Source organism: Mycolicibacterium litorale (assembly GCF_010731695.1).
GTDB classification, from domain to species: domain Bacteria; phylum Actinomycetota; class Actinomycetes; order Mycobacteriales; family Mycobacteriaceae; genus Mycobacterium; species Mycobacterium litorale.
This window is the reverse complement of sequence record NZ_AP022586.1, coordinates 5,337,873-5,363,701: the sequence shown is the minus strand read 5'-3', so window position 1 is coordinate 5,363,701 and position 25,829 is coordinate 5,337,873. Positions and strand designations below refer to the sequence as shown.

Here is a 25,829-nt window from a genome sequence, read left to right as displayed (position 1 = left end):
GTGGCTTCAGTCTCGCGACACAACCAGCGATCCCAATCGCTCAGGCCAGCGATTGCTCCCACGCGCGGTGCAGCGCCGCGTACCGCCCGCCGGCGTTCGCGATGAGCTCCGCGGGTGAACCGTCTTCGACGATGCGGCCGCCTTCGAGCACCAGCACCCGGTCGGCGATCGCGACCGTCGACAGCCGGTGCGCGATCACCAGCGCCGTCCGATCGGACAGCACCGTCTCCAACGCGCGCTGCACCATCCGCTCGCTCGGGATGTCGAGCGACGACGTCGCCTCGTCGAGGATCAGCACCGCCGGATCCGCCAGGAACGCCCGCGCGAACGCGACCAGCTGACGCTGCCCCGCCGACAACCGGCCACCGCGCTTGGCGACGTCGGTGTCGTAGCCCTCGGGCAGCGTCGCGATGAACCGGTCCGCGCCAACGGCTTCGGCGGCCGCGCGCACCTCGTCGTCGGTGGCGTCCGGCTTACCGAACCGGATGTTGTCGGCGACCGTACCCTCGAACATGAAGTTCTCCTGCGTCACCATCACCACATGCCTGCGCAGTTCGCTCTGCGACAGCCGCCGCAGATCGGTGCCGTCCAACGTGACCGAACCCGACGTCGGGTCGTAGAACCGGGCGATCAACTTCGCGATCGTCGTCTTGCCCGCCCCCGTCGTACCGACCAGCGCCACGGTCTGACCGGCGGGCACGTGCAGCGACAGGTCCGGCAGCACCGGCCGGTCCGGCGAATACCCGAACGTCACATCGTCGAACGAGATCTCACCGCGCACCGAGTCCAGGCGCACCGGATCCTCGGGGTCCTGGATGCCCGGCTTCTCCGCCAGCACCCCGGCCAGCTTCTCCAGCGCCGAGGACGCTGACTGGAAGGTGTTGAAGAACTGCGAGATCTCCTGCATGGGTTCGAAGAACATCCGCAGGTACAGCAGGAACGCGGTCAGCGTGCCGATCGTCATCTCGCCGTGCAGCACCCGCGAACCGCCGTACAGCAGCACCACACCGGTGGTGATGTTGCCGACCAGCTTCACCCCCGGCATGAAGATAGCGAGCAGTTTGAACGTCTTCTCGTTGATCTCGCGGTACTCGTCGGCGATTCCCTCGAAGATCTCCTGATTGCGCGGTTCGCGGCGGTAGGCCTGGACCGCCTTGATCCCGGTCATCGTCTCGACGAACTGCACGATCACCAGCGCGGCGCTCTCCCGCACCTTGCGATACGTCTTGGCCGATTCGGTGCGGAACCACCACACCAGTGCCACCAGGATCGGGAACGCCGCCAGGCACATCAGGCCCAGCTTCACGTCGAGCGTCACCAGCAGGATGGCCGTACCGACCAAGGTGAGCACCGCGGTGATCAGGCTGTCGAATCCGGTTTCCAGCATGTCTTGGATGGCCTCGACGTCGTTGGTCGATCGGCTCACCACCCGCCCGGACGTGTACCGGTCGTGGAAGGCGATGTCGAGACGCTGGAAATGCCGGAACACCCGGCGGCGCAACTCCAACAGCACCTTCTGGCCGATCCGCCCCGAACGGCGCAGGAAGAACATCCGGCTGAGCGCCTGCACGACCACGACCCCGCACAGCGCGCCGACGATAAGCATCAACTCACGCGCAGGCCCACCCTCGAGCAGCGGCGGGATGCCATGGTCGATGCCGCGCTGCACCAGCAGCGGCACCAACAGCCGCGCCGCGTTCTCCACCACCACGACGAGCGCGAGGAGGAACACCGTCACCCGGTACGGCCGAAGCAGCGACCACAGCAGCGCCCGCGCCTCGCGGCGGCGGGGCAGGTTCTCGTCGATCGGGAGGTCTCCGCCGTCTTCTGGGTCCTGGTTCTCCTTGACGCGTCCGCGCCAGTCGGTGACGCTCATCGGCGTTCGGCCTCCGAGGTCACGAACCTCGGGTCGGCGCACGCCTCGTCGGCCGCCTCGAGCTCGGTGTAGGTGTGGTCCAACCGCTCGCGCTCGGCGTCGTCCTCCCAGTCGGCGGCGCGTTCGCACCCGTCGTCCAGCTCGTCGTCGGCGGCCAGCAGGTAGCGGTACTGCGGCACCTCGGCGAGCAGTTCCGCGTGCGTGCCGACGTGGGTGACCGTTCCCCCAAAAGGATCAACCCTGTCGAGCAAGGCGACCTTGTCGGCGAGCAGCACCGTCGACGCCCGGTGCGCGACGACGATGCCGGTGACCGCGTGCAGCACCCGGCGCAGCGCCTCCTCGACGACGGCCTCGGTGTGCACGTCGAGCGCGGACAGCGTGTCGTCGAGGACGAGGATCTGCGGGGCGGCGAGGATGGCGCGGGCGAGCGAAAGCCGTTGCCGCTGACCGCCGGACAGGCTCATGCCCTGTTCGCCGATGCGGGTGTCGAGCCCGAACGGCAGGTCGTAGACGAACTGCGCGGCGGCCACCTCGATGGCCTCGGCCATCTGCGCGTCGGTGGCGTCCGGTCGGCCCAGCCGCAGGTTCTCGGCGACCGACATCGAGAACAGCGTCGGGTCCTCGAACGCCGTCGCGACCGCCTGGCGCAGCGCGGGCAGCGACAGCTCGCGGATGTCGATGCCGTCGACGCGGATGGAACCCTCGGTGACGTCGTAGAGCCGCGACAGCAGCGCGGCCAGCACCGATTTGCCCGATCCGGTCGCGCCGACCAGCGCGAGGGTCTCCCCCGGTTCGACGGTCACGCTCACATGCCGCAGGGCCCAGTCCTCGCTGTCGGGGAACCGGAACCCGACGTCGACGAGTTCCAGCCGCCCGCCGCGCGGAGTGTCGTTGCGCGGGCCGTCGGCGATCTCCCGTGGCGCGTCGAAGATCTCGGCGATGCGATTGGCCGCGGTGTAGGACTCCTGCATCATCGACAGCAGGAAGCCCAGCGACGCGATCGGCCACACCAGCGAAAGCATCATCGTGATGAACGCGACGAGCGTGCCCAGCGTGACGTAGCCGTGGCCGGCGGCGTAGGCGCCGAAACCGAGCACGACGATCAGCGTCAGGTTCGGGATGATCTCGAGCAGGGTCCAGAACTTCGCCGACACCGACACCCGGCCGACCTGGGTGTCGTAGAGGTCGGTGAGCTGGCGGTCGAACCGGTCGTAGACGTAGTCCTCCCGGCCGAACGACTTGACCACCCGCAGCCCCAGCGCCGCCTCCTCGACGTGCGTGGCGACGTGGCCGGACTGATCCTGCGCGAGCCGCGACAGCCGGGTGTACTCGCGCTGGAAGTGCAGCACCGTCAACGTGATCGGCACGATCGAGACCAGCACGACCACGCCCAGCGGCCAGTACATCGACAGCAGGATCGCGGTGACGACGACGATCTGCAGACCGTTGAGCACCAGGAACACCAGCCCGAACGACATGAACCGCCTGATCGTCGACAGGTCGTTCATCACCCGTGACAGCAGCTGACCGGACTGCCAGCGGCCGTGGAAGCTCATCGGCAGGATCTGCAGCCGGGCGTAGAGGTCCTTGCGGATGTCGGCCTCGACGCCCATGGTCGCGCGCGAGACCAGCCAGCGGCGGATGAACCACAGCACGGCCTCGGTGATGCCCACGCCCATCGCGGCGGCGCCGAGCACCCACAGCCCGTGCTGATCCTGGTGCCGCACCGGCCCGTCGATCACAGCCTTGGTCATCAGCGGGATCGAGATCGTCGCGCCGAGGCTGGCGATCGCGACGACGAGCATCGCGATCCAGCGCACGCGGTAGGGCATGAGGTACGGCAGGAGCCGCCACAGGTCGGAGCTCGCTCTCGGCTGCGCCCGCCGAGCAGCGATCGCGGGCGCCGAGATCAAGGCGCGAGAGTCCGGAGAGGCCACTTAGTCAATCTTCCCATCGGCGGCAAGCCGATAACGTCACAGCGGAAAACGTCACGCAACCGCCTCCGACTCCTGCGGACCGAACTGGGTCTCGTACAGCTCGGCGTAGCGGCCGCCGCGGCCGAGGAGCTGCTGATGCGTGCCGCGTTCCACGATCCGGCCGTCCTCGACCACGAGGATCACGTCGGCCGCGCGCACCGTCGACAGCCGGTGGGCGATCACCAGCGACGTCCGGCCGGCCAGCGCCTCGGCCAGCGCCTGCTGCACCGCAGCCTCCGACGCCGAGTCCAACGCCGCTGTCGCCTCGTCGAGCACCACCACCCGCGACCTCCCCAACAGCAGGCGGGCGATGGTCAGCCGTTGCCGCTGCCCGCCCGAGAGACGGTAGCCGCGCTCACCGACAACGGTGTCCAGCCCGTCGGGCATCGCGGCGACGACGTCGGCCAGCCGGGCGCGGCGCAGCACCTCCCACAGTTGGTCATCACTCGCGTCCGGTGCGGCAAGCAGCAGGTTGGCGCGGATCGACTCGTGGAACAGGTGCCCGTCCTGGGTGACCATGCCGACGGTGTCGCGCAGCGATGCGAACGTCAGGTCGCGCACATCGATGCCGGCCAGCCGGACCGCCCCCGAGTCGACGTCGTAGAGGCGCGCGAGCAGCGCCGCGATCGTCGACTTACCGGCGCCCGACGACCCGACCAGCGCCACCATCTGTCCCGGCTCGGCGGTGAAGGTGATCCCGTGCAGCACCTCGCCGTCGTCGCGGTCGTCGAGCACGGCGACCTCTTCGAGCGAGGCCAGCGAGACCTTCTCGGCCGTCGGGTAGGAGAAGCGCACGTGATCGAACTCCACGCGCACCGGACCGTCGGGCACCGGGATCGCGTCGGGCGACTCGCGGATCAGCGGTTCCAGGTCGAGCACCTCGAAGACCCGCTCGAAAGACACCAGCGCACTGGCGATCTCGACCCGCGCGTTGGCCAACGCGGTCAGCGGTGCATAGAGCCGGGTCAGCAGCAGCGCCAGCGACACGATCGCCCCGGCCTGCAGGTGACCGCCGAGGGCGATCACCCCGCCCAGCCCGTAGACCAGCGCCAACGCGAGCGCCGACATCAACGTCAGCGAGTTCATGAACGTCGACTGCAGCATCGCCGAGCGCACCCCGATGTCGCGCACCCGCCCGGCGCGGACGGCGAATTCGTGCGACTCCGACGCCGGCCGGCCGAACAGCTTGACCAGCGTGGCGCCCGGCGCGGAGAACCGTTCGGTCATCTGGGTGTTCATCGTCGCGTTGTGGATGGCGCTCTCCCGCGACAGATGCGCCATCTTCGCGCCGATCCGCCGGGCGGGCAGCACGAACACCGGCACCAGCACCAGCGCGACGACCGTGATCTGCCAGGAGATCGCCAGCATGACCGCGAGCGTCAAGGTCAGCGTGACGAGGTTGGACACGACACCGGACAGCGTGTCGGAGAACGCCCGCTGCGCGCCGAGCACGTCGTTGCCCAGGCGGCTGACCAGCGCGCCGGTGCGGGTGCGCATGAAGAACGCGACCGGCATCTTCTGCACGTGGTCGAACACCGCCGTGCGCAGGTCGAAGATCAGGCCCTCGCCGATGTTCGACGACAGCCAGCGGGTCAGCAGCGAGACGGCCGCCTCGGCGAACGCCACCGTCGCGATGATCGCCGCCAGCCCGACGACGACCGACGGCGCGCCGCCGTTGGTGATCTCGTCGACCACCCGGCCTGCCAGCACGGGTGTGGCCACCGCGAGCGTCGCGCTGAGCACGCTGACCGCCACGAACGCGGCGATCCTGCGGTGGTGGCGTCCGGCGAAGCGCCAGATGCGGCGCAGCAGCGCACGGTCCGCCAGCGAGTGCAGATCCCCGCCGCGGGCGTGCGCCTGTCGGTAGAGGGTCTGCCGGGCGACCGTTTCGATGTTCATGGAATTCACCGTAGAACCTCAACAAAAGGTGAGGTCAAATGTTCCCGCACGGTCAGCGGCCCGCCCCGTTAAGTTGGGACGCCGTGACCGACGACGCGAATCGCCCGCAGCGGCTGGATGCCTGGGAGCGGCGGGTGGAGTGGCCGCTGGCGGCCGTCGCCGTCGTGTTCCTCGGGGCGTATGCCGTCGACGTGCTGGCCGAGCCGAAGGGTTTCGCGGACTTCGCCGTCGGCGCCGTCACCGCGGTGTCCTGGGTGATCTTCGCGCTCGACTACTTCATCAGACTCAGCCTGGCGCCCGACCGGTGGCGGTGGTTCTACCGGCACCTGTTCGACCTGGCGATGGTGCTGCTGCCGCTGCTGCGGCCGCTGCGCCTGCTGCGGCTGGTCATCTTGATCTCGGTGCTGCAGCGCGCCGTGGGCAACGCGATCCGCGGGCGAGTCGTCACCTACACCGTCTCGGCGGCGGTGCTACTGGTGTTCGTGGCGTCGCTGGCGGTCCTGGAGAACGAGCGCTACGCGCCCGAGGCGAAGATCACCGGCTTCGGTGAGGCGCTGTGGTGGTCGATCACCACGATCACCACCGTCGGGTACGGCGACATCACACCGGTGACGACCGCCGGGCGGTGGATCGCGGTGCTGCTGATGATCGGCGGCATCAGCCTGGTCGGTTCCATCACCGCGACGCTGGCGTCGTGGATCGTGCAACGGGTGGCCGACGAGGACTCGGTCGGCCGATCGGTGACGACCGAACACATCGACATGCTGCTCGCGGAGATCGACGCGCTGCGTGGTGAGGTGCGGTCGTTGCGCGGACAACAGCAGGCGGACTCGGCCCCCGGCGGATAGCCCGGTTCCCGCAGTCGGCGCACTCCATCAGGCAAGATTGCTGCCATGGACAGTGGTGTGGGATCGCCCCGGGTGTTGGTGGTGGACGACGACCCCGACGTGCTGGCGTCGTTGGAGCGCGGGCTGCGGCTGTCCGGATTCGACGTCTCCACCGCCGTGGACGGCGCCGAGGCGCTGCGCAGCGCGACCGAGACGCGCCCCGACGCGATCGTGCTCGACATCAACATGCCGGTGCTCGACGGTGTCAGCGTGGTGACCGCGCTGCGTGCCATGGACAACGACGTCCCTGTCTGCGTGCTGAGCGCGCGCAGCAGCGTCGACGACCGGGTGGCGGGCCTGGAGGCCGGCGCCGACGACTACCTCGTCAAGCCGTTCGTGCTGGCCGAACTGGTCGCCCGGGTCAAGGCGCTGTTGCGGCGGCGCGGCTCGTCGGCCACGTTCTCCTCGGAGACCATCCAGGTGGGTCCGCTCGAGGTCGACATCCCCGGCAGGCGCGCCCGGGTCAACGGGGTCGACGTCGATCTGACCAAACGCGAATTCGACCTGCTCGCCGTGCTCGCCGAGCACAAGACCGCGGTGCTCTCCCGCGCCCAGCTGCTCGAACTGGTGTGGGGTTACGACTTTGCCGCGGACACCAACGTCGTCGACGTGTTCATCGGGTACCTGCGCCGCAAGCTCGAAGCCGGCGGCGCGCCCCGCCTGCTGCACACCGTGCGCGGTGTGGGATTCGTGCTCCGGACGCAATAGCCATGAGCGCGCTGTCGCGGATCTTCCGCCGTACCCCGTCCCTGCGGACCAGGGTGGCGTTCGCGACAGCGATCGGCGCGGCGATCGTCGTGATCATCGTCGGGACCGTGGTGTGGGTCGGCATCACCAACGACCGCAAGGAACGCCTCGACCGCCGCCTCGACGAGGCCGCCGGCTTCGCGATCCCGTTCCTGCCGCGAGGACTCGACACCATCCCGAAGTCGCCCAACAACCAGGACGTCGTCATCACCGTCCGGCGACCCGACGGCGAGGTCACCTCCAACTCGCAGGTGGTGCTGCCCGAGGCGCCCGCCGGCTACGCCGACACCTACGTCGACGGGGTGCGCTACCGGGTGCGCACCGTCGACATCCAGTTCCCCGAACCGATGTCGGTGGAGGTCGGCGCCACCTACGACGCGACCGTGGCCGACACCAACAATCTGCACCGTCGGGTGATCGTGATCTGCGCGCTGGCCGTCGGGGCGGCCACCCTGCTGGGCTGGCTGCTCGCCGCGTTCGCGGTCCGCCCGCTCAAACGCCTCGCCGAGCAGACGCGCCAGATCGAGGCCGGCGACGAAGCGCCCGATGTCGAAGTGCGCGGCGCGTCGGAAGCCGTCGAGATCGCCGAGGCCGTCAAGGGCATGCTCGAACGCATCTGGTCGGAGCAGGACCGCACCAAGGCCGCGCTGGCCTCCGCGCGGGACTTCGCCTCGGTGTCCGCCCACGAACTGCGCACCCCGTTGACGGCGATGCGCACCAATCTGGAGGTGCTCGCCACCCTCGACCTCGCCGACGAGCAGCGCAAAGAGGTGGTCAACGACGTCATCCGCACGCAGTCACGCATCGAGGCGACGCTCTCGGCGCTCGAGCGGTTGGCCCAGGGTGAGCTGTCCACCGCCGACGACCACGTGCCCGTCGACATCACCGAACTGCTCGACCGCGCCGCTCACGACGCCATGCGCGTCTACCCGGACCTCGAGGTGACCCTGGTTCCCGCGCCGACGGTGATCATCGTCGGCCTGCCGGCCGGGTTGCGGCTGGCCGTGGACAACGCGATCGCCAACGCCGTCAAGCACGGCGGCGCGACGCGGGTTCAACTGTCGGCGGTCAGTTCGCGCGCGGGTGTGGAGATCGCGATCGACGACGACGGTGTCGGCGTCCCCGAAGAGGAACGCACCCGGGTGTTCGAGCGGTTCTCCCGCGGGTCGACCGCCTCGCACTCCGGCTCGGGTCTGGGGCTGGCGCTCGTGGCGCAGCAGGCCGAACTGCACGGCGGCACCGCGACGCTCGAGTCCAGCCCGCTGGGCGGGGCACGGCTGCTACTACGCCTGCCCGGCCCGCGCTGACCCTGCGCGAACGTGAGCTCATGCGTGAATCTGCGGCGATTTCTCGCTCACAAGCTCACGTTCGTCGGTCCTAGCGGGTGGCCAGCAGGTCGATGACAAAAATCAGAGTCTTGCCGGACAGCCGGTGCCCGCCGCCTTCGGGACCGTAGGCCTGCGCGGGCGGAATCGTCAGCTTGCGCCTGCCGCCGACCCGCATGCCCGGGATCCCGTCCTGCCAGCCCTGGATCAGCCCCTGCAGCGGGAACTCGATGGACTGACCACGGTTCCAGGAGCTGTCGAACTCCTCGCCGGTGTCGTACTCCACCCCCACGTAGTGCACTTCGACGTTCGCGCCGGGCACGGCTTCGGCCCCCTCGCCGACGACCAGGTCCTCGATGACCAGCTCGGCCGGGGCCGGGCCGTCCGGGAAGTCGATCTCGGGCTTCTGTCCTGGGTTCACAGTCACCACTTCACGGTAGTCGGGCAGACTGGAGTCGTGGCATCAGATCAAGACATCCTGGCTCAGGTGAACAAGCTCGTCGCCGAGGAGCAGCAGCTTCGCGAAGCGCTGCAGCAGCGCGAGATCGACGAGAGCGAAGAGCATCAGCGGCTGCGGGCGGTGGAAGTCCAGCTCGATCAGTGCTGGGATCTGCTGCGGCAACGGCGCGCGCTGCGTGAGAGCGGCAGGGACCCGCAGGAAGCGCAGGTGCGCCCGGCCGACGAGGTCGAGGGCTACCTGAACTGAGCTCCGCCTTCGACGCCGGGGCCGCCGGGTCGGCGACATTCGACGCGGTCATCGTCGGCGGCGGCCACAACGGTCTGGTCGCCGCCGCCTACCTCGCGCGCGCGGGCCGACGGGTCCGGTTACTCGAACGGCTCGACCACGTCGGCGGCGCTGCCGTGTCGGCGCACGCGTTCGACGGGGTCGACGCCCGGCTGTCGCGTTACTCCTATCTGGTGAGCCTGCTGCCCCGGCGCATCGTCGACGACCTCGGTGCCCGGATCCGCCTGGTCAAACGGCGCTATTCGTCCTATACGCCCGACCCCGCCACCGGCGGGAGCACCGGGCTGCTCGTCGGTCCGCAGAGCACGTTCGGTGCCGTCGGCGCCGCCGCCGACGAGGCGGGTTTCGAGGACTTCTACCGCCGCTGCCGCACCGTCACCGAACGGCTGTGGCCGACGCTGACCGCACCGCTGATGACGCGCGAGCAGGCGCGTGGGCACGTGCTGGCCGGGGGCGGCGAGGGCGCCGACGACGCATGGGCGGCGATCACCGCGACACCGATCAGCGAGGCGATCACCGCGGCCGTCCACAGCGACCTGGTGCGCGGGGTACTGGCGACCGACGCCCTGATCGGCACCTTCGCCCGCACCGACGATCCGTCACTGGTGCAGAACATCTGCTTCCTGTACCACCTGCTCGGCGGCGGCACGGGTGACTGGGACGTGCCGGTCGGCGGGATGGGTGCGGTGAGCGGGGCGCTGGCCGCGGCCGCCGCGGGCCACGGCGCGGAGATCACCACGGGCGCCGAGGTCACCGCCATCACGCCCGACGGTGAGGTCACCTACCGGGCGGACGGGCGCGAGCACCGGATCGGCGCGCGGTACGTACTGGCCAACGTCACCCCCGCCGTACTCGCCGGACTGCTGGGTGAGCCCGCGCCGCCGTCGGCGCCCGGGTCGCAGGTGAAGGTCAACCTGATGCTGCGGCGGTTACCCCGCCTGCGCGACACCACCGTGACGGCCGAGCAGGCGTTCGGCGGCACCTTCCACGTCAACGAGACGCTCAGCCAACTCGACGCCGCCCACGACCGCGCTACGGCCGGCGAAGTGCCGAACCCGCTGCCGTGTGAGATCTACTGTCACTCGCTGACCGATCCGTCGATCCTGTCGGACGAGCTGCGCGCCTCGGGGGCGCAGACCCTGACGGTGTTCGGGCTGCACACCCCGCACTCGCTGCTGGCGCACGGCGACGACGAACGGATGCGCAACACCCTGACCTCGGCCGTGCTGACCTCGCTGAATTCGGTTCTGGCCGAACCGATTCACGACGTCGTGCTCGAGGATGCCGCGGGCCGGCTGTGCATCGAGACCAAGACCACCGCCGACCTCGAGCGCAGCCTGAACATGACCGGCGGCCACATCTTCCACGGCGGGCTGCAGTGGCCGTTCGCCGAGGACGACGATCCGCTGGACACCCCCGCGCGGCGCTGGGGCGTGGCCACCGGTCACCCGCGAATCCTGCTGTGCGGCTCAGGGTCCCGGCGCGGCGGCGCGGTGTCCGGGATCGGCGGGCACAACGCGGCCATGGCTGTTCTGGCCGGCTGAGCGTACGCTTAGCGGCGTGAACGCCACCCGCGCGACGACCGCGACCGCCGCGGTGCTGGCCGGCCTCGTGCTCGCCGCACCCGTATCCGCCACGCCGAGTTTCGGCAGCAACGGGCTGTTCGGGGTCGACGAGCAGGTCGCCCAGGGCTGGGCCACCGCCTACATCCCGGCCGGCCGCTACCGCGTCGACCAGGCGCCCAGCATGCCGCCGTACCAGAGCGCGCCTGGATTCTGGTTGCGCTGCAAGGCTTTTCCCTGTGCCGTCGAGGTGTGGGGCAATGTCATCGCGAAGGGCGATGCGATCCGTGACGTCCCGACGTTCGTCGAAATCGCCCCGACCGACGCCGGGGTGCGCCTCTACAACGTCACGCTGACGCGGGTCTGACCGCTCAGCTGGTCAGCTTCCGCAGCATTCCCCGCAGCGTCTCGAGTTCCTCATCGGTCAGTGCGGCGAGCGCATCGGGTGCCGGATCGTCGACGGCCTCGATCCTCGCCAGCACCTCGCGCCCGGCGTCGGTCAGCGACACCGTCTTGCACCGCCGGTTCGCCGGGTTGACCTCCCGCACCACCAGCCCCCGCTCCTCCAGGTCGCTGACCGCGACCGTCGCCGCGGGGGCGTCCAGTGTCGCCGCCTGCGCGACCTCTTTCACCGTCATCGGCCTGCGGCCCAGCCGGCGCAGCACGCGGACGCGACTGAACGGCAGCCCCGTCTCCTCCACCACCGCCCGCCGCCAGCTGTCCCGGTGATCGAACACCAGGGTCGTCAATGCCCCCCACACCTCGTCGGCGAGCGGGTTACGCGGCACGAGACGCTCCGTGCGCCACCACGTCTCCCGCGATCAGCGGCGCCAGCCGGTCGGCGGACCGCATCGCCCGGCCCGACGTCGAGTACAGCGCCAGCGCGGTGATGACGGCGCCGAGCCCGACGCACACCAACCAGAGCGGCCGTGCGGCGGCGGCGAAGTCCGCCGACGTACCGGCCAGGGCCCCGCCGGCGACCGAACCGCACAGCGCGACACCGATACTCACCCCGATCTGCCTGCTGGTCGACGTCACCGCCGACGCGGCGCCGGCGCGTTCGAGCGGCATCCCGCTCACCGCGGCGTTGGTGATCGGCGCGTTGACCATCGAGAACCCGATACCGAAGACGGTGAACACCACGAGCATCTCCCAGACCGGGGTGGTTCCGGTGAGCAACGTCAGCATCGCCGATGCCGCGGTGATCATCACGCCGGCGATCAACAGCGAGGGCCGGGCGCCGAACCGCCCGACGAGCCGGCCCGACAGCGGTGAGAAGAGCAGGGCGCCGATCGCGATGGGCAGGTAGATCAGGCCGGTCTGCATCGCGGAGTAGCCGCGCTCACCCTGCAGGTACAGCGACATCATGAACAGGAAGGCACCCCACCCGGCGAATGCCGACACCGCCGTCACCGTCGCCGCACTGAACGGAATGCTGCGGAAGAAGCGCAGGTCGATGAACGGGTCGTGGCGACGCGACTCGTAGCGCAGGAAGAGCGCGAACGCCACCACGGCGACCACGGCCGCACCCAGCGTGCGCGGGTGGGTCCACCCCAGGGCCGGTCCCTCGATCAGCGCGAACACCACGCCGAACAGGAACAGCACCGCCAGCAGCTGGCCGACCGGATCGATGTTGCGCATGGTCGTCGACTTGGTCTCGGGCACGAACACTGCGGTGAGGATGATGGCGGCCGCGCAGATCGGCAGGTTGATCCAGAACACCGCCCGCCAGCTGACGGTCTCGATGAGCAGACCCCCGACGATCGGGCCGATCGACATGGCGATACCCACCACCGAGCCCCAGATGCCCAGCGCCCGCGCACGTTCCACCCGCCCGGTGAAGATCTGCGAGACGATCGACAGCGCAACGGGATTCATCATCGACCCGCCGATCGCCTGGAGCAGCCGCGCCACGATCAGCGTCTCGATGTTGGGCGCCAGGCTGCACAGCAGCGACGCGACGGCGAAGACGGTCAGCCCGATCTGGAACACGCGGCGCCGACCGAACCGGTCCCCCGACGCGCCCGCGAGGATCAGCAGCGACGCCAGTACCAGGGTGTAGACGTCGACCACCCACTGCAGCTGCGACGGTGACGCGTGCAGATCGGCGCGGATCGCCGGGATCGCGACGTTGACGATGGTGGCGTCCATCGACACGATCAGCAGGCTCAGACAGCAGGAGATCAGGATGATCGCCTTGCGCCGAGCGCTCAGGCCGACGGTTTCATTCACCCAACCATTGTGAAACTACAACTGTTCGCATGGCAAATGACCGAAGGGTGACGCTGGTCGCGGTGCGAGCGTGCGCGAACGCGGATTTTCGCGCCGCGTGTCACGCGCAGACGCGCACGCTCGCGGAACAAGGGCGGCTAGCGGTTCGAGGAGTCCACGTAGTCGCGCTCGGTGTACCCGGTGTAGACCTGCCGCGGGCGGCCGATCTTGCCCGGCTCGGAGTGCATCTCCCGCCAGTGCGCGATCCAGCCGGGCAGCCGGCCGAGCGCGAACAGCACGGTGAACATCCGCGTCGGGAAGCCCATGGCCCGGTAGATCACGCCGGTGTAGAAGTCGACGTTCGGGTAGAGCTTGCGCTCGACGAAGAAGTCGTCGGTCAGCGCGGCCTCTTCGAGCTGCTTGGCGATGTCGAGCAGCGGATCCTCGACGCCCATCTTGCCGAGAATCTTGTCGGCCTGCTCCTTGACGATGCGGGCGCGCGGATCGTAGTTCTTGTACACGCGGTGCCCGAAGCCCATCAGCTTCACGCCGTCCTCGCGGTCCTTGACCTTGCGGACGAACTCGCGGACGTCGCCGTCGGACTGCTGGATCTTGGTGAGCATCTCCAGCACCGCCTGGTTGGCGCCGCCGTGCAGCGGACCCCACAGCGCGTTGATGCCGCCCGAGATCGACGTGAACAGGTTGGCCTGCGAGCTGCCGACCAGCCGCACCGTCGACGTCGAGCAGTTCTGCTCGTGGTCGGCGTGCAGGATCAGCAGCATGTCGAGCGCCCGCACGATCTCCGGGTCCACCTCGTACGGTTCGGCCGGGAAGCCGAACGTCATCCGCAGGAAGTTCTCCACCAGGGTCAGCGAGTTGTCCGGGTACAGGAACGGCTGCCCCTCGGACTTCTTGTACGCGTAGGCGGCGATGGTCGGCAGCTTGGCCAGCAGGCGGATCGTGGACAGCTCGACCTGGTTCTTGTCCATCGGGTCCAGCGAGTCCTGGTAGTACGCGCTCAGCGCGTTGACGGCGCTGGAGAGCACCGGCATCGGGTGCGCGTTGCGCGGGAACCCGTCGAAGAACCGCTTGAGGTCCTCGTGCAGCAGGGTGTGCCGCTGGATCCTGGTGGTGAAGTCCTCGAGCTGGTCGGCGGTCGGCAGCTCACCGTAGATCAGCAGGTAGCTGACCTCGATGAAGGTCGACTTCTCGGCCAGCTGCTCGATCGGGTAGCCCCGGTAGCGCAGGATGCCGGCATCGCCGTCGATGTAGGTGATCGCGCTCTTCGTCGACGACGTGTTGACGAAACCGCCGTCGAAGGTGGTGTAGCCGGTCTTGGCCAGCAGCGACCCGAGCGCGATGGCGTCGGCACCCTCTGTGGCCGGGACGATATCCAGCTCGAGCTCGCCGCCGGGGTAGCTCAGCTTGGCGTGCTCAGTCGCACTGGACGGATTATCGGCCACGGGAATCCCTTCATCGTCGCTCCGCAGGTGCAGACCCTTCGTCTACAAAAGGTAGCCCCATCGTGACGGACGTGCTTGCGGGGGGCGGGCAGTTGCTCAGACCAGCTGCTTGACGTCGGCGGTGACGTCGAGGAACTGCGCATACGCCGCCTCGATCCGGGCCACGATCCCATCGACGGTCATGGTGCCCCAGTCGATGCCCGGTCCCAGGTCGGCCAGGGCGGTCATCATGATCGCGCCCCACACCGCGGCCACCAGTTGCAGCCGGCGGTCGTCCGGTGCGGTGCCCATGCGTTCGACGAGTGCGGAGTTCACCGCGTCGAGCCGGAAGCGGGTGGACGCGTGCATGAGCGCCTGCGAGGACGTCACGATGCGCGCCGCCGCCAGCAGCCGCTCCTCGGTCAGACCGCTCGGCGGCGCGGTCTTGGTGGCGTTGAACGCCCGGACATGGCTGTGGAAGATCGCCTCGATGTGACTGAGCTCGGGCGGTTGCCTGCGCAGTTCGACGGCGACGATCTCGATCACCTCGTCGATGACCGCCAGCACCACCGCCTCCTTGGTCGCGAAGTAGCGGCTGAACGTACGGGGTGAGACGTCGGCGACCGCGGCGATCTGATCGACGGTCGTGTTCTCGAAACCCTGCCGGTCGCACAGCTCGACCGCGGCGTTGATCAAGGTGGTCCTGGTGCGCTGTTTCTTGCGTTCACGCAGGCCGGGTACCGGTGCGCCGTCGAGATCAGCCACACCCCGGATGTTAGCCCCGCGGCCACGAAATTTCACTGATCTTGACATCCGGCGCAAGTTGCCGGTGCTCACACTTTGTCGCTCTCGGACGGGATCGGCGCCACCCGGTAGCGCACGAACGCCGGCACGACCGCCGCCGCGAGCAGGACCCCGACCACCACCAGCCCACCTCCCCCGGCCGCGGCGACGGTGGTGCCCACCGCCGCCGCGGCCATCCCGTGCAGGACGTCGGCCACCCGGGGCCCGCCGGCCACGACCACGATGAAGACCCCCTGCAACCGGCCGCGCACATCGTCGGAGGCCGCCTCCTGCAGGATCGTCGACCGGAACGCCGCCGACACCATGTCGGCCGCGCCGCCGATTGCCAGGAACGCCAAGGCAATCCACAGCACCGCCCCGGTGTGCCCGCCGGCCAGCCCGCACGCGAGGCCGAACCCGACAATCGCCAGCCCCCACACGACGATCGACCCGACCACCGCCAGCCCCTGTCTGCGCACCCGCGGCAGCCATCCGGAGAACACCCCGCCGGCGACGGCACCCACCGACATCGCGGCGGCCAGCAGCGCCATCGTCGTGCCGCCCTCCACCGGCCCGCCGAAGCTCTCGTGGGAGATCTGCGGGAACAGCGCACGCGGCATCCCGAAGACCATCGCGATCAGGTCGACCACGAACGACATCAGGACCACCCGGTTACCCGCCAGGTACCGGAAGCCGTCGAGCACGGCGGCCAGGCCCCACCGCGACGCGCCGCCGGCGGTGCCGGTGGACGGGATAGGCGATAGCCGGATGGTGGCCAGGATCGGCACCAGACAGGTCAGCGCGTCGATGAGGTACAGGGTGGACAGATCGACCCAGCGCAGCAGCACCCCGGCCAGCAGCGGACCGACGATGGCGCCGACCTGGGTGACCGTCATGTTGAGCGAATTCGCCGCGGGCAGTTGATCGGCGGGCACCATCCTGGGGATCGCGGCCGACCGGGTCGGTGAGTTGATCGCGTAGAAGGCCTGCTGCACGGCCAGCAGACACAGCACCACCCACACGTTGTTCAATGCCAGCGCGGCCTGCAGCCACAGCAGCATCGAGGCGACGGCGAGTCCGCAGGACGCGATGATGAGCAGCACCCGCCGGTCCATCGCGTCGGCCAGCGCGCCGCCCCACAGCCCGAAGATGATCAGCGGCACCAGGGCGAACACCCCGGCCAGGCCGACGTAGGCGGAGCTCTGCGTGAGCGCGTACAGCTGCACCGGGACCGCGAAGATCGTCAGGTTCGCGCCGATGACGGTGGGAATGCCGGCCACCCACAACCGGCGGAAGTCCCGCGACCGCAGGGGTGTGGTGTCGGCGAAGAGCCGAGGGGCCATACGTTACGGCTGCAACCGCTCGACGTGGCCGGCGTAGAGGCGAATCCTGTTGTGTACGCGGTTCTCCCGGCCCTGCCAGAACTCGACGACGTCCGGCGCGATGCGGTAGCCGCCCCAGTCCGGCGGCACCGGAACCGTGTCCTGGTCGGCGAACCGCTCGGTCACCTCGGCGAGCTGGTCCATCAGCGCCGCGCGGGACGCGATCGGCCGGGACTGTTGCGACGCCCACGCGCCGAGTTGAGATCCGCGGGGCCGCTTCGACCAGTAGTCGGCGGTCTCCTCGGCCGACACCTTCGTCACCGGTCCGCGCACGTGGACCTGACGGCTCAGCGCGAACCACGGGAAGGTGGCCGACGCGTAGGGCGTCCCCGCGAGGTGCTCACCCTTTGCCGAGCCGTAGTTGGTGAAGAACGTGATGCCGGAGTCGTCGACGCTCTTGCACAGCACCGTGCGGGTGACCGGCCGCCCGGCGGCGTCGACGGTCCCCAGCACGATCGCGTTCGGCTCGGAGATTCCGGCCGCCTCGGCGTCGGCCAACCACCTGCGCAGCAGCGCAACCCAGCCGTCGGCGAGCCAGTCGACGTCGAGGTCCGGGCTGCCGTCCTTCTCCACCGATCCGTACTCCACCCGCATCGTCGCCAAGCGCTCGTTGTCGGCCTCCGTCACGGGGCCAACGCTACGCCGACCCGTCCACCGATTAGTTGCCGCGGGTGCGAGAATCGGCTCATGACTCAGACGTCGTCGTCGGTGCCGGAGCACGCCCCGCAAAACCTCGTCGAGGGGCTGGAAGGCGTGGTGGCCTTCACCACCCAGATCGCCGAACCCGACAAGGACGGCGGGGCGCTGCGGTATCGCGGGGTGGACATCGAGGACCTGGTGGCCCGGCGGGTGACGTTCGGCGACGTGTGGGCGCTTCTCGTCGACGGGCGCTTCGGTGACGGCCTGTCGCCCGCCGAACCGTTCCCGCTGCCCATCCACAGCGGCGACGTCCGCGTCGACGTGCAGGCCGGGCTGGCGATGCTCGCCCCGATCTGGGGGTACCGACCGCTCCTCGACATCGACGACGAGACCGCCCGCGCCCAACTCGCGCGCGCATCGGTGATGGCACTGTCCTACGTCGCGCAGTCCGCGCGCGGCATCCACCAGCCCGCCGTCCCGCAGCGGTCGATCGACGAATGCACCACGGTCACAGCACGGTTCATGACCCGCTGGCAGGGCGATCCCGATCCGAAGCACGTCGAGGCCATCGACGCCTACTGGGTGACCGCGGCCGAACACGGGATGAACGCCTCGACGTTCACCGCCCGCGTGATCGCTTCGACCGGTGCCGACGTCGCGGCCGCGCTGTCTGGTGCCGTGGGCGCCATGAGCGGTCCACTGCACGGCGGCGCCCCCGCCCGCGTGCTGCCGATGCTCGACGAGGTCGAGCGCACCGGTGACGCGCGCGCCGTGGTCAAGGGCATCCTCGACCGCAAGGACAAGTTGATGGGCTTCGGCCACCGGGTGTACCGCGCCGAGGATCCGCGGGCGCGCGTGCTGCGCGCCACCGCCCAGCGGCTGGCGGCTCCGCGCTACGAGGCCGCCGCCGCACTCGAGCAGGCGGCGCTGGCCGAACTGCGTGAGCGCCGCCCCGACCGCGCCATCGAGACCAACGTCGAGTTCTGGGCCGCGGTGATCCTCGACTTCGCGCGGGTGCCCGCGTCGATGATGCCGGCCATGTTCACCTGCGGGCGCACCGCCGGGTGGTGCGCCCACATCCTCGAGCAGAAGCGGCTGGGCAAGCTGGTGCGTCCGTCGGCGATCTACGTCGGACCCGATCCCCGCAGCCTCGAATCGGTCGAGGGCTGGGACCGAATCACGGTGCCGTGAGCGACGTCTTCGCCTCTGCCGCACACAGTTTCGCCGAGCTGGTGCGGCAGATCCCCACCGCCGCGTTGGACGGCCCCGGGCTGGGCGAGTGGGATCTGCGGGCGCTCGTCGGCCACACCTCGCGCTCGCTGATCACCGTCAGTACCTACCTGAAGACCTCCGCCGCGCGCGAGGACGTCGTCAGCGCCGCCGAGTACTACGTGCGGGTGACCCCGTCGGCACTCGGCATCGACCCGGCCGCCGTCGCCGAGCGCGGCAGGCAGGCCGGCCGTGACCTCGGGGCGGATCCGGCGGCGAAGGTCGGGGACCTGGTCACGCGGGCGCTGGCCGATCTGGAGGCGGCCGACGATCCGCTGATCGAGGTGATCGGCGGCCTGGGCATGCGGTTGCGGAACTATCTGCCCACGCGGACGTTCGAGCTGGCCGTGCACGGTCTCGACATCGCCCGGGCGGCCGGCGTCGACTACGCACCACCGCCCGAGGTGCTCACCGATGCGACGCGGCTGGCCGCGGAGGTCGCCGTCATCTCCGGGCAGGGGCCGCAGGTCCTGCTGGCGCTCACGGGCCGGGCGGCGCTGCCGCCGTCGTTCTCGATCGTGTGACGCGATGAGATTTGTCGGTGGGCTGGGTCAGCATGGTGACTGTCCCACCTACCGAGGAGGAATCATGGCTATCGAAGTGACGCCGTTCATCGCCCCGCACCTCTGCGTCGACGACGCCGCCGCCGCAATCGACTTCTACGTCAAGGCCTTCGGGGCCACCGAGTACGGGCGCGTGCCCGGGCAGGACGGCAAGCTCGTCCACGCGGCACTCGACATCAACGGCTCGATGGTGATGCTCAACGACGACTTCCCCGAGTACAACGACGGCAAGCCGTCCACCCCGACCGCACTCGGCGGCTCACCGGTCACCATCCACCTTCAGGTCACCGACGTCGACGCGAAATTCCAGCGGGCCGTCGACGCCGGCGCCACCGTGGTGATGCCGGTCGAGGAGCAGTTCTGGGGCGATCGCTACGGCGTGCTGCGCGATCCGTTCGGCCACCTGTGGTCGATGGGCCAGCCGGTCCGCGAGGTCAGCCAGGAGGAACTGCAGGCCGCAATGGGCGGACAGTAGCTCAGCGCAGCAGCCCGGCGAGCAGGCGCCGCCCGAACGTCGGTGTCGGCGCCGCGGCCGCGGCCGCGAGCATGTCGGGCACCGAGGTGAACTTGACCCGCGGACGGTGTTCGCCGCCGCGGGCGACTTCCGCCGCGTCGATGGCACGCCAGCCATCGGCGTCGACCACCTCCGGGCGCCGGCGCCGCACCAGACGGTCCAGTTCGCCGGGGCCGCCCGCCGGGGCGGCCAGCGCACCGGCGTTGTAGTCGGCGACCAGGTTGTGCACGGTCTGCGCGGCACAGGACTTGTTGGTCCCGATGAACCCCGTGGGTCCGCGTTTGATCCAGCCCGCGACGTAGCTGCCCGCCACGGGCCGGCCGGTCGCCGGGTCGAGGACGCGGCCGCCGTCGTTGGGCACGGTCCCGGTGGCCTCGTCGAAAGGAAGGCCGCTGACCGGTCTGCCGCGGTAACCGATCGACGACAGCACCAGGCCGGCGTCGATGCGACGCACCTCGTCGGTGCCGGTCACGATGAACTCGACGCCGCCGGCGCGCTCCTCGCCGGTCACGCGCTGCGGGGTCAGCCGGTAGGCGAGCCGGATGCGCGGCCGGGTGACGGGGGTGGCGGCGTCCCCGAGTTTGGCCAGCACCTCGAGCTTGTTGCGGGTGAGCGGATCGGTGGTGTCGGCGAGGTCGCGGCGCACCAACTCGTGATCGGCCGCGTCGAGCACGACCTCGCACGTCGCGGTCAGCCCGATCAGCTCGGGCAGGGTGAACGCCGACTGGGCGGGTCCGCGCCGGGCGGCGATCACCACCTCGTCGATGTGTGAGGCGCGCAGCGCGGTCAGTGCGTGATCGGCGATGTCGGTGGTGGCGAGCCGGTCCGGGTCGGTGGTCAGGATGCGCGCGACGTCGAGTGCGACGTTGCCGTTGCCGACGATCACCGCCCGGTGGTGGCCGAGGTGAACCGGCAGGGCCGCGTAGTCGGGGTGGCCGTTGTACCAGGCGACGACCTCGGTGGCCGTCGCGGTCCCGGGCAGACCCATCCCGTCGATGTGGAGTCTGCGGTCGGTGGGTGCGCCGACGGCGTAGAGCACGGCGTGGTGGTGTGCCAACAGGTCGGCGTGGCTGAGGTGCATGCCGACCTCGACGTTGAGGTACATCCGCAGGTCGCGGTGAGCCGCCACGTGGTCGAACAACCGCGTCACCCGCTTGGTGCTCTGGTGGTCGGGCGCGACGCCCGCGCGCACCAGCCCGTAGGGCGTGGGCAGCCGCTCGAACATGGTGACCCGCACGTCGCGCTGGGTCATCAGTTCGTCGGCGGCGTACATCGCGGCCGGGCCGGATCCCACGATGGCGACCGTCAGTGGGCTGCCGGGGCGGGACCGCACGACGGGCGCGTCGGGCACGGGCGCCAGCTTCGAGGTCGGCGGCACCTTCTCGTCGGGCCGGCGCTCGGGGTAGAACGCCGCGTTGAGCTCGACGAACGGCAACTGCGTGTCGGTCAGCTTGCCCTCCGGCGCGATCGCGCCGACCGGGCATGCGCTGACACACGCCCCGCAGTCGACGCAGGCCGCCGGGTCGATGTAGAGCATCTCGGCGGTCGCGAAACCGGGTTCGTCGGGCGTGGGGTGGATGCAGTTGACCGGGCACGCGAAGACGCAGGACCCGTCGCTGCAGCACGACTGGGTGATGACGTGGGGCACGGCGTGCGTCCCCCTACGCCGCCGTGACGACGTGCTGGCGGTGCGGCTCGCTGCGGTAGCGGCTCGGCCGGCCGTCGATGCGGCAGATCCGCCACATGAGCTTTGCCAGCGGGTTCATCAGACCGGTCTCGTGACACAGCATCCGGACGTCGCCGAACATGTCGCGCAGGAACTGCCGTGATTCGGGCGCGCGGAAGAACAGTTCCTTGCGCACCGACCGCGGGATGTCGAATTCCTTCCAGAACGACTTCGGCGGGACGATGATGGCCTGGCACAGCACCCGCATCACCACCGGGACGTAGAGCGACAGGAAGAACCGCTGCCGGCGCGGCAGCTTGGGCAACCGCTTGCGCAGGTATTCGTGGGCAAACGAGATGTGGCGCGCTTCCTCGGCGACGTGGATCGCCATGACCCGCTCCATGATCGGATGCAGGTCCTTGGCCTCGCGCAGCACGTTCTTCTGCGTGTGGTCGATGGGCTCCTCACCGGCGAGCACACCGAAGAAGAACGGGATCGGCAGCGGGCCGGCCACCAGCGGGATGAACGGCGACAGCCAGCGCAGCAGCCGCGGCATACCGGGGACGTCGGCGCCGATGCGGTTCACCATCTCCTGGAACATCATCGTGTGGTTGCACTCTTCGACCGACTCGTGCATGCAGTAGCGGTATTCGGGTGAGCCGTTGGGCACCCAGAACGCGTAGTTGGTCAGGCCGCGGATCAGGATGATCTCGAACTGCAGGCCGACCTTCGCGACATTGGCCTGTCGCCACCGGCCGATCTCGATCTGCCGCTCCACCGGCTGAGCCTGGTACCACGGGTGCCGGCCGATCGGATCGGTTCCCGGCAGGATCCACCGCTTGTCGCCGTCGAACACAGCGAACTCCGGGGTGTCCCATTCGATGTCGGTGTAGGGGTTGAAATTCCGGCGCACCGAGCCCTCGGAGAGGGTGGTCAGCGTGTCCACGTATGCCGCGTCGTCGCTGACGTCCATGTTGCGGCGCCACCGCCGGACCGTGCGTGTGCGAGCCATGAGAGCCTCCCGAAAGGGTTTACATTCACCGGTCTTCTGTACACAGTACCGCAGGTATCGGATAAAAGTCCATGCGCGTCTGTGAGAGTTTGCTGAGAGCTTCGCGATTTCGGTGCGCTGACGTGGGCTCACCGTCGATTACCGCGCCCCATTCGCGGGAACTACGCTGGTGACCCATGGCCGAACTCTCGATCCCCGCCGACCTCAAGCCCCGCGACGGACGCTTCGGCTCCGGACCGTCGAAGGTGCGCCCCGAACAACTCGCCGCGCTCGCGGCCGCGGGAGACCTCTTCGGCACCTCCCACCGGCAGGCCCCGATCAAGAACCTCGTGGGCCGGGTGCGCGACGGCGTCAAGCAGCTCTTCTCGGTGCCCGACGGCTACGAGGTCATCCTCGGCAACGGCGGCTCGACCGCGTTCTGGGACGCGGCCGCATTCGGCCTCATCGACCAGCGGTCGCTGCACCTGACCTACGGCGAGTTCAGCGCGAAGTTCGCCTCGGCCGTCGCCAAGAACCCGTTCGTCGGCGATCCGATCGTCGTCAAGGCCGACCCGGGCAGCGCACCGCAGCCGCAGTCCGACCCGTCCGTCGACGTCATCGCCTGGGCGCACAACGAGACCTCTACCGGTGTCGCGGTGCCCGTGCAGCGTCCGGCGGACTCCGGGGACGCGTTGATCGTCATCGACGCCACCTCCGGCGCGGGCGGGCTGCCCGTCGACATCACGCAGGCCGACGCGTACTACTTCGCGCCACAGAAGAACTTCGCCGGCGACGGCGGCCTGTGGCTCGCGGTCGTCAGCCCCGCGGCGCTCGCGCGCATCGACCAGATCGCGCAGTCGGGCCGCTGGGTGCCCGACTTCCTGTCGCTGCCGATCGCCGTCGAGAACAGCCTCAAGAACCAGACCTACAACACCCCGGCGATCGGCACGCTGGTGCTGCTGGCCGATCAGCTGGATTGGCTGAACGGCAACGGCGGCCTGGACTGGGCGGTCAAGCGCACCGCGGACTCGTCGCAGCGGCTGTATTCGTGGGCCGAGGCGTCGTCGTACGCCACCCCGTTCGTCATCGACCCAGCGCTGCGCTCGCAGGTGGTCGGCACCATCGACTTCAGCGACGAGGTGGACGCGGCCGCGGTCGCAAAGGTGTTGCGCGCCAACGGAATCGTCGATACCGAGCCGTACCGCAAGCTCGGCCGCAACCAGTTGCGGGTCGCAATGTTCGCCGCCGTCGACCCCGAGGACGTCGGCGCGCTGACGCAGTGCGTCGACTGGGTCGTCGAACGGTTGTGAACCACGCCGCGTGTCAGCGCGGTCACGAGCAGGTAACGCAGTAGGCTGACCAGCTAATCGGGCCGGCGCCGGGCGCCGCCGGCGGGCCCGGAGGAGGTCGTGGTGCGGGAACTCAAGGTCGTGGAACTCGACGTCGACGGCGACACGCTCGTCTGCCAAGCCGGCTCCGGAGAGCGATTCACCCTGCGCGTCGACGACCGACTGCGCGCCGCCGCCCGGGGGGACCGGGCCGGATTCAACCGAGCGGCCGACCAGACCATGATCGATGTCGAGGTGCACAACGTGCTGCGTCCCAGGGATATCCAGGCCAAGATCCGCGCCGGTGCGTCCGTCGAACAGGTCGCCAACGCCTCCGGGATGCCGATCGAACGCGTCGAGCGCTTCGCGCATCCGGTGCTGCTCGAGCGGTCGCGGGCCGCAGAACTCGCCACCGCCGCCCATCCGGTGCTCTCCGACGGACCCGCGGTGCTCACCCTGCTCGAGACCGTCAGCACCGCACTGGTCGCCCGCGGCCTCGACCCCGACGCGACGACGTGGGACGCCTGGCGCAACGAGGACGGCCGCTGGACGGTGCAGGTGGCGTGGAAGGCCGGGCGCTCCGACAACGTCGCCCACTTCCGCTTCTCCCCCGGCGCGCACGGCGGCACGGTCACCGCCTTCGACGAGGCCGCCTACCAGCTCATCGACCCGAGCTTCGCCCGGCCGCTGCGGCCGGTGGCCCCGCTGGCGCAACTGGACTTCGACACCCCGGTCTCAGCACCGGTCGCAGCACCGGCGCCCACGCCCGCCCCCGCGCCGCAGCCCGAACCGGAACCGGAACAGGAACCCGTCGCCGAGGAGCCGAAGCCGGCGAAGGGCCGTAAGGCCAAGGCGCGGCCCACCGTTCCGGGCTGGGAAGACGTTCTGCTCGGGGTGCGCTCCAGCGGGCAGCGCTAGGCGTAACCGCCCAGCACCAGCGCCAGCAGCGCGAGCCATCCGCCCGCGACCCCGACGCCGGCGCCGAACGCGAACCACCGCCACACCGGCCGGTTCCGCCAGCCCCACACTGTCGGCGCCAGCCCGCCCACGGCGACCATGTTCAGGCCCACCGCCAGCAGCGGATGCACCCGCAGCAGTCCGAGGCTGAGCACGATGACGGCGGTGGCGGTCACCGCGGCGACACCGGCGGCCACCGTCAAACCCGTTCCCCAGGGCGTGGATTCGTCCGTCACGACAGCAAATCTAGCCCGCTCGCACGCGTTCGTAGAACGCCAGCGCCGCCGCGGTCGCCACGTTGAGCGAATCGGTACCCCGCGACATCGGGATCCGTACCCGCCGGTCGCTGGCGCGCATGGCCCGCTCGGTCAACCCGGGACCCTCCGCCCCGACGAGCACCGCGACCCTCTCCACGGCCAGCGCGGCCATCGCCTGCGCCAACGTGTCGGCGGACGGGTCGGGCGTCATCGCCAGCAACGTGAAGCCGTTGTCCCGCAACAGGTTCAGCTCGTCGGGCCATCCGGCGGCGCGGGCGAACGGCACCAGCAGCGCGTGGCCCATCGACACCCGCACGGCCCGGCGGTACAGCGGGTCGGCGCAGCCGGCGCCGAAGATCACCGCGTCGACGGCCAGTCCGGCGGCGTTGCGGAAGATCGAACCGAGGTTCTCGTGGTCGTTGACCCCTTCGAGCACCGCCACCGTGCGGGCGCCCGCGAGCACCTCTTCGACGGTGAGCTCGGGCGGGCGCGACGCCGACGCCAGCACGCCACGGTTGAGGTGGAAGCCGACGACCTCGGCCATCACCTCGGCGTCGGCCCGGTAGAACGGCGCGTCGACGGCGTCGAGGTCGGCGCCGAGTTCGGTCAGCCTGCGATCGGTGCCGAGCAGCGCGCGCGGGGTGAACCGGGACGCCACCATGCGCTGCACGACCAGCACACCCTCGGCGATCACGAGCCCCTTGCCGCTGGGCAAATCGGGTCGGCGGTCGATGCTGTTGAGGTCCCTGAAGTCGTCGAGCCGGGGGTCGGCGGGGTCGTCGACGTCGATGACGGTGGTCAACGCTCCGC

25 protein-coding genes are annotated in these 25,829 nt (G+C 69.8%); 11 read left to right on the top strand and 14 right to left on the bottom strand.

All coding sequences use genetic code 11. The features are described from left to right. Nucleotides 1–40: 40 nt before the first annotated feature. The 3 genes from G6N30_RS25840 to G6N30_RS25830 are packed head-to-tail and all read right to left on the bottom strand — an operon-like array spanning nt 41 to nt 5,751. Nucleotides 41–1,876, bottom strand: a complete 1,836-nt coding sequence (locus G6N30_RS25840; RefSeq protein WP_134056164.1) for an ABC transporter ATP-binding protein — start codon at nt 1,874–1,876, stop codon at nt 41–43. After that, a complete protein-coding gene (locus G6N30_RS25835) occupies nt 1,873–3,813 on the bottom strand; it encodes an ABC transporter ATP-binding protein (RefSeq protein ID WP_134056166.1) in 1,941 nt (646 codons plus the stop codon). The genes G6N30_RS25840 and G6N30_RS25835 overlap by 4 nt, the downstream gene beginning before the upstream one ends. A 51-nt stretch (nt 3,814–3,864) precedes the next feature. Next, the gene (locus G6N30_RS25830; RefSeq protein WP_134056168.1) at nt 3,865–5,751 is read right to left on the bottom strand and encodes an ABC transporter ATP-binding protein; all 1,887 of its coding nucleotides are present in this window, start codon (nt 5,749–5,751) and stop codon (nt 3,865–3,867) included. A gap of 83 nt (nt 5,752–5,834) precedes the next feature. Between G6N30_RS25830 and G6N30_RS25825 the strand changes: the two genes are divergently transcribed. From G6N30_RS25825 to G6N30_RS25815, 3 genes are read left to right on the top strand one after another with little or no spacing between them, the layout of a single operon-like run. After that, nucleotides 5,835–6,599, top strand: coding sequence for a potassium channel family protein (locus tag G6N30_RS25825; protein ID WP_234880211.1), 765 nt, complete (start codon nt 5,835–5,837; stop codon nt 6,597–6,599). A 36-nt stretch (nt 6,600–6,635) separates the two neighbouring features. Then, on the top strand, nt 6,636–7,346 hold the full coding sequence (gene prrA, locus G6N30_RS25820) for a two-component system response regulator PrrA (protein ID WP_197374447.1): 711 nt from the start codon (nt 6,636–6,638) through the stop codon (nt 7,344–7,346). A gap of 2 nt (nt 7,347–7,348) precedes the next feature. Continuing rightward, a complete protein-coding gene (locus G6N30_RS25815; RefSeq protein WP_134056170.1) occupies nt 7,349–8,692 on the top strand; it encodes a sensor histidine kinase in 1,344 nt (447 codons plus the stop codon). A gap of 70 nt (nt 8,693–8,762) precedes the next feature. Here the strand turns inward: G6N30_RS25815 and G6N30_RS25810 are convergent, their stop codons facing one another. Next, entirely contained in the window at nt 8,763–9,131 is a 369-nt protein-coding gene (locus G6N30_RS25810; RefSeq protein WP_134057474.1) for an FKBP-type peptidyl-prolyl cis-trans isomerase, read from the bottom strand. A 36-nt stretch (nt 9,132–9,167) separates the two neighbouring features. Here G6N30_RS25810 and G6N30_RS25805 point away from each other — a divergent pair, with 36 nt between their 5' ends. Genes G6N30_RS25805 through G6N30_RS25795 form a run of 3 tightly spaced genes read left to right on the top strand, consistent with a single transcriptional unit; the run spans nt 9,168 to nt 11,384 of the window. Beyond that, nucleotides 9,168–9,416 carry a DUF2630 family protein gene (locus G6N30_RS25805; protein ID WP_134056172.1) on the top strand — a complete coding sequence of 83 codons (249 nt, stop codon included), beginning with the start codon at nt 9,168–9,170 and terminating at the stop codon, nt 9,414–9,416. Beyond that, a complete protein-coding gene (locus tag G6N30_RS25800) occupies nt 9,413–10,999 on the top strand; it encodes a phytoene desaturase family protein (RefSeq protein ID WP_179965668.1) in 1,587 nt (528 codons plus the stop codon). The genes G6N30_RS25805 and G6N30_RS25800 overlap by 4 nt, the downstream gene beginning before the upstream one ends. Before the next feature lie 16 nt (nt 11,000–11,015). Further along, nucleotides 11,016–11,384: a hypothetical protein gene (locus G6N30_RS25795; RefSeq protein WP_179965525.1), complete on the top strand. Its 369-nt coding sequence runs from the start codon at nt 11,016–11,018 to the stop codon at nt 11,382–11,384. Between the two features lie 4 nt (nt 11,385–11,388). Here the strand turns inward: G6N30_RS25795 and G6N30_RS25790 are convergent, their stop codons facing one another. The 6 genes from G6N30_RS25790 to pdxH form a co-directional block, all read right to left on the bottom strand. After that, complete coding sequence (locus G6N30_RS25790; RefSeq protein WP_134056176.1) at nt 11,389–11,805, bottom strand: MarR family winged helix-turn-helix transcriptional regulator; 417 nt, start codon at nt 11,803–11,805, stop codon at nt 11,389–11,391. Next, the gene (locus G6N30_RS25785; RefSeq protein ID WP_134056178.1) at nt 11,795–13,249 is read right to left on the bottom strand and encodes an MFS transporter; all 1,455 of its coding nucleotides are present in this window, start codon (nt 13,247–13,249) and stop codon (nt 11,795–11,797) included. The genes G6N30_RS25790 and G6N30_RS25785 overlap by 11 nt, the downstream gene beginning before the upstream one ends. Before the next feature lie 137 nt (nt 13,250–13,386). Next, nucleotides 13,387–14,691, bottom strand: a complete 1,305-nt coding sequence (locus G6N30_RS25780; RefSeq protein WP_134056180.1) for a citrate synthase — start codon at nt 14,689–14,691, stop codon at nt 13,387–13,389. A gap of 96 nt (nt 14,692–14,787) precedes the next feature. Then, on the bottom strand, nt 14,788–15,435 hold the full coding sequence (locus G6N30_RS25775; RefSeq protein ID WP_134056191.1) for a TetR/AcrR family transcriptional regulator: 648 nt from the start codon (nt 15,433–15,435) through the stop codon (nt 14,788–14,790). A 68-nt stretch (nt 15,436–15,503) separates the two neighbouring features. Further along, a complete protein-coding gene (locus G6N30_RS25770; protein WP_134056193.1) occupies nt 15,504–16,796 on the bottom strand; it encodes an MFS transporter in 1,293 nt (430 codons plus the stop codon). 3 nt (nt 16,797–16,799) lie between these two features. Beyond that, nucleotides 16,800–17,462, bottom strand: coding sequence for a pyridoxamine 5'-phosphate oxidase (pdxH, locus tag G6N30_RS25765; protein ID WP_134056195.1), 663 nt, complete (start codon nt 17,460–17,462; stop codon nt 16,800–16,802). A 60-nt stretch (nt 17,463–17,522) separates the two neighbouring features. Here pdxH and G6N30_RS25760 point away from each other — a divergent pair, with 60 nt between their 5' ends. From G6N30_RS25760 to G6N30_RS25750, 3 genes are all read left to right on the top strand, one after another. Then, the gene (locus G6N30_RS25760) at nt 17,523–18,665 is read left to right on the top strand and encodes a citrate synthase 2 (protein WP_134056197.1); all 1,143 of its coding nucleotides are present in this window, start codon (nt 17,523–17,525) and stop codon (nt 18,663–18,665) included. Continuing rightward, nucleotides 18,662–19,267 (top strand): maleylpyruvate isomerase family mycothiol-dependent enzyme, encoded by a 606-nt coding sequence (locus G6N30_RS25755; protein ID WP_134056199.1) that lies wholly within the window; start codon nt 18,662–18,664, stop codon nt 19,265–19,267. The genes G6N30_RS25760 and G6N30_RS25755 overlap by 4 nt, the downstream gene beginning before the upstream one ends. Before the next feature lie 64 nt (nt 19,268–19,331). Beyond that, complete coding sequence (locus tag G6N30_RS25750) at nt 19,332–19,781, top strand: VOC family protein (protein ID WP_134056201.1); 450 nt, start codon at nt 19,332–19,334, stop codon at nt 19,779–19,781. Between the two features lies 1 nt (nt 19,782). Here G6N30_RS25750 and G6N30_RS25745 read toward each other — a convergent pair whose 3' ends face one another. Continuing rightward, a complete protein-coding gene (locus G6N30_RS25745; protein ID WP_134056203.1) occupies nt 19,783–21,468 on the bottom strand; it encodes an FAD-dependent oxidoreductase in 1,686 nt (561 codons plus the stop codon). 13 nt (nt 21,469–21,481) lie between these two features. Beyond that, on the bottom strand, nt 21,482–22,498 hold the full coding sequence (locus G6N30_RS25740) for an AurF N-oxygenase family protein (protein WP_134056205.1): 1,017 nt from the start codon (nt 22,496–22,498) through the stop codon (nt 21,482–21,484). Between the two features lie 176 nt (nt 22,499–22,674). Here G6N30_RS25740 and serC point away from each other — a divergent pair, with 176 nt between their 5' ends. Both serC and sepH read left to right on the top strand, forming a co-directional pair. Further along, the gene (gene serC, locus G6N30_RS25735) at nt 22,675–23,787 is read left to right on the top strand and encodes a phosphoserine transaminase (protein ID WP_134056207.1); all 1,113 of its coding nucleotides are present in this window, start codon (nt 22,675–22,677) and stop codon (nt 23,785–23,787) included. A gap of 102 nt (nt 23,788–23,889) precedes the next feature. After that, nucleotides 23,890–24,723, top strand: a complete 834-nt coding sequence (gene sepH / locus G6N30_RS25730) for a septation protein SepH (RefSeq protein WP_134056209.1) — start codon at nt 23,890–23,892, stop codon at nt 24,721–24,723. On the opposite strand, the gene G6N30_RS25725 is transcribed toward sepH, so the two are convergent. Both G6N30_RS25725 and G6N30_RS25720 read right to left on the bottom strand, forming a co-directional pair. Then, nucleotides 24,720–24,998 carry a DUF2537 domain-containing protein gene (locus G6N30_RS25725; RefSeq protein ID WP_134056211.1) on the bottom strand — a complete coding sequence of 93 codons (279 nt, stop codon included), beginning with the start codon at nt 24,996–24,998 and terminating at the stop codon, nt 24,720–24,722. The two genes, sepH and G6N30_RS25725, sit on opposite strands and share 4 nt — an antisense overlap. Before the next feature lie 10 nt (nt 24,999–25,008). Next, on the bottom strand, nt 25,009–25,821 hold the full coding sequence (locus G6N30_RS25720) for a TrmH family RNA methyltransferase (protein WP_134056213.1): 813 nt from the start codon (nt 25,819–25,821) through the stop codon (nt 25,009–25,011). Nucleotides 25,822–25,829 lie beyond the last annotated feature (8 nt).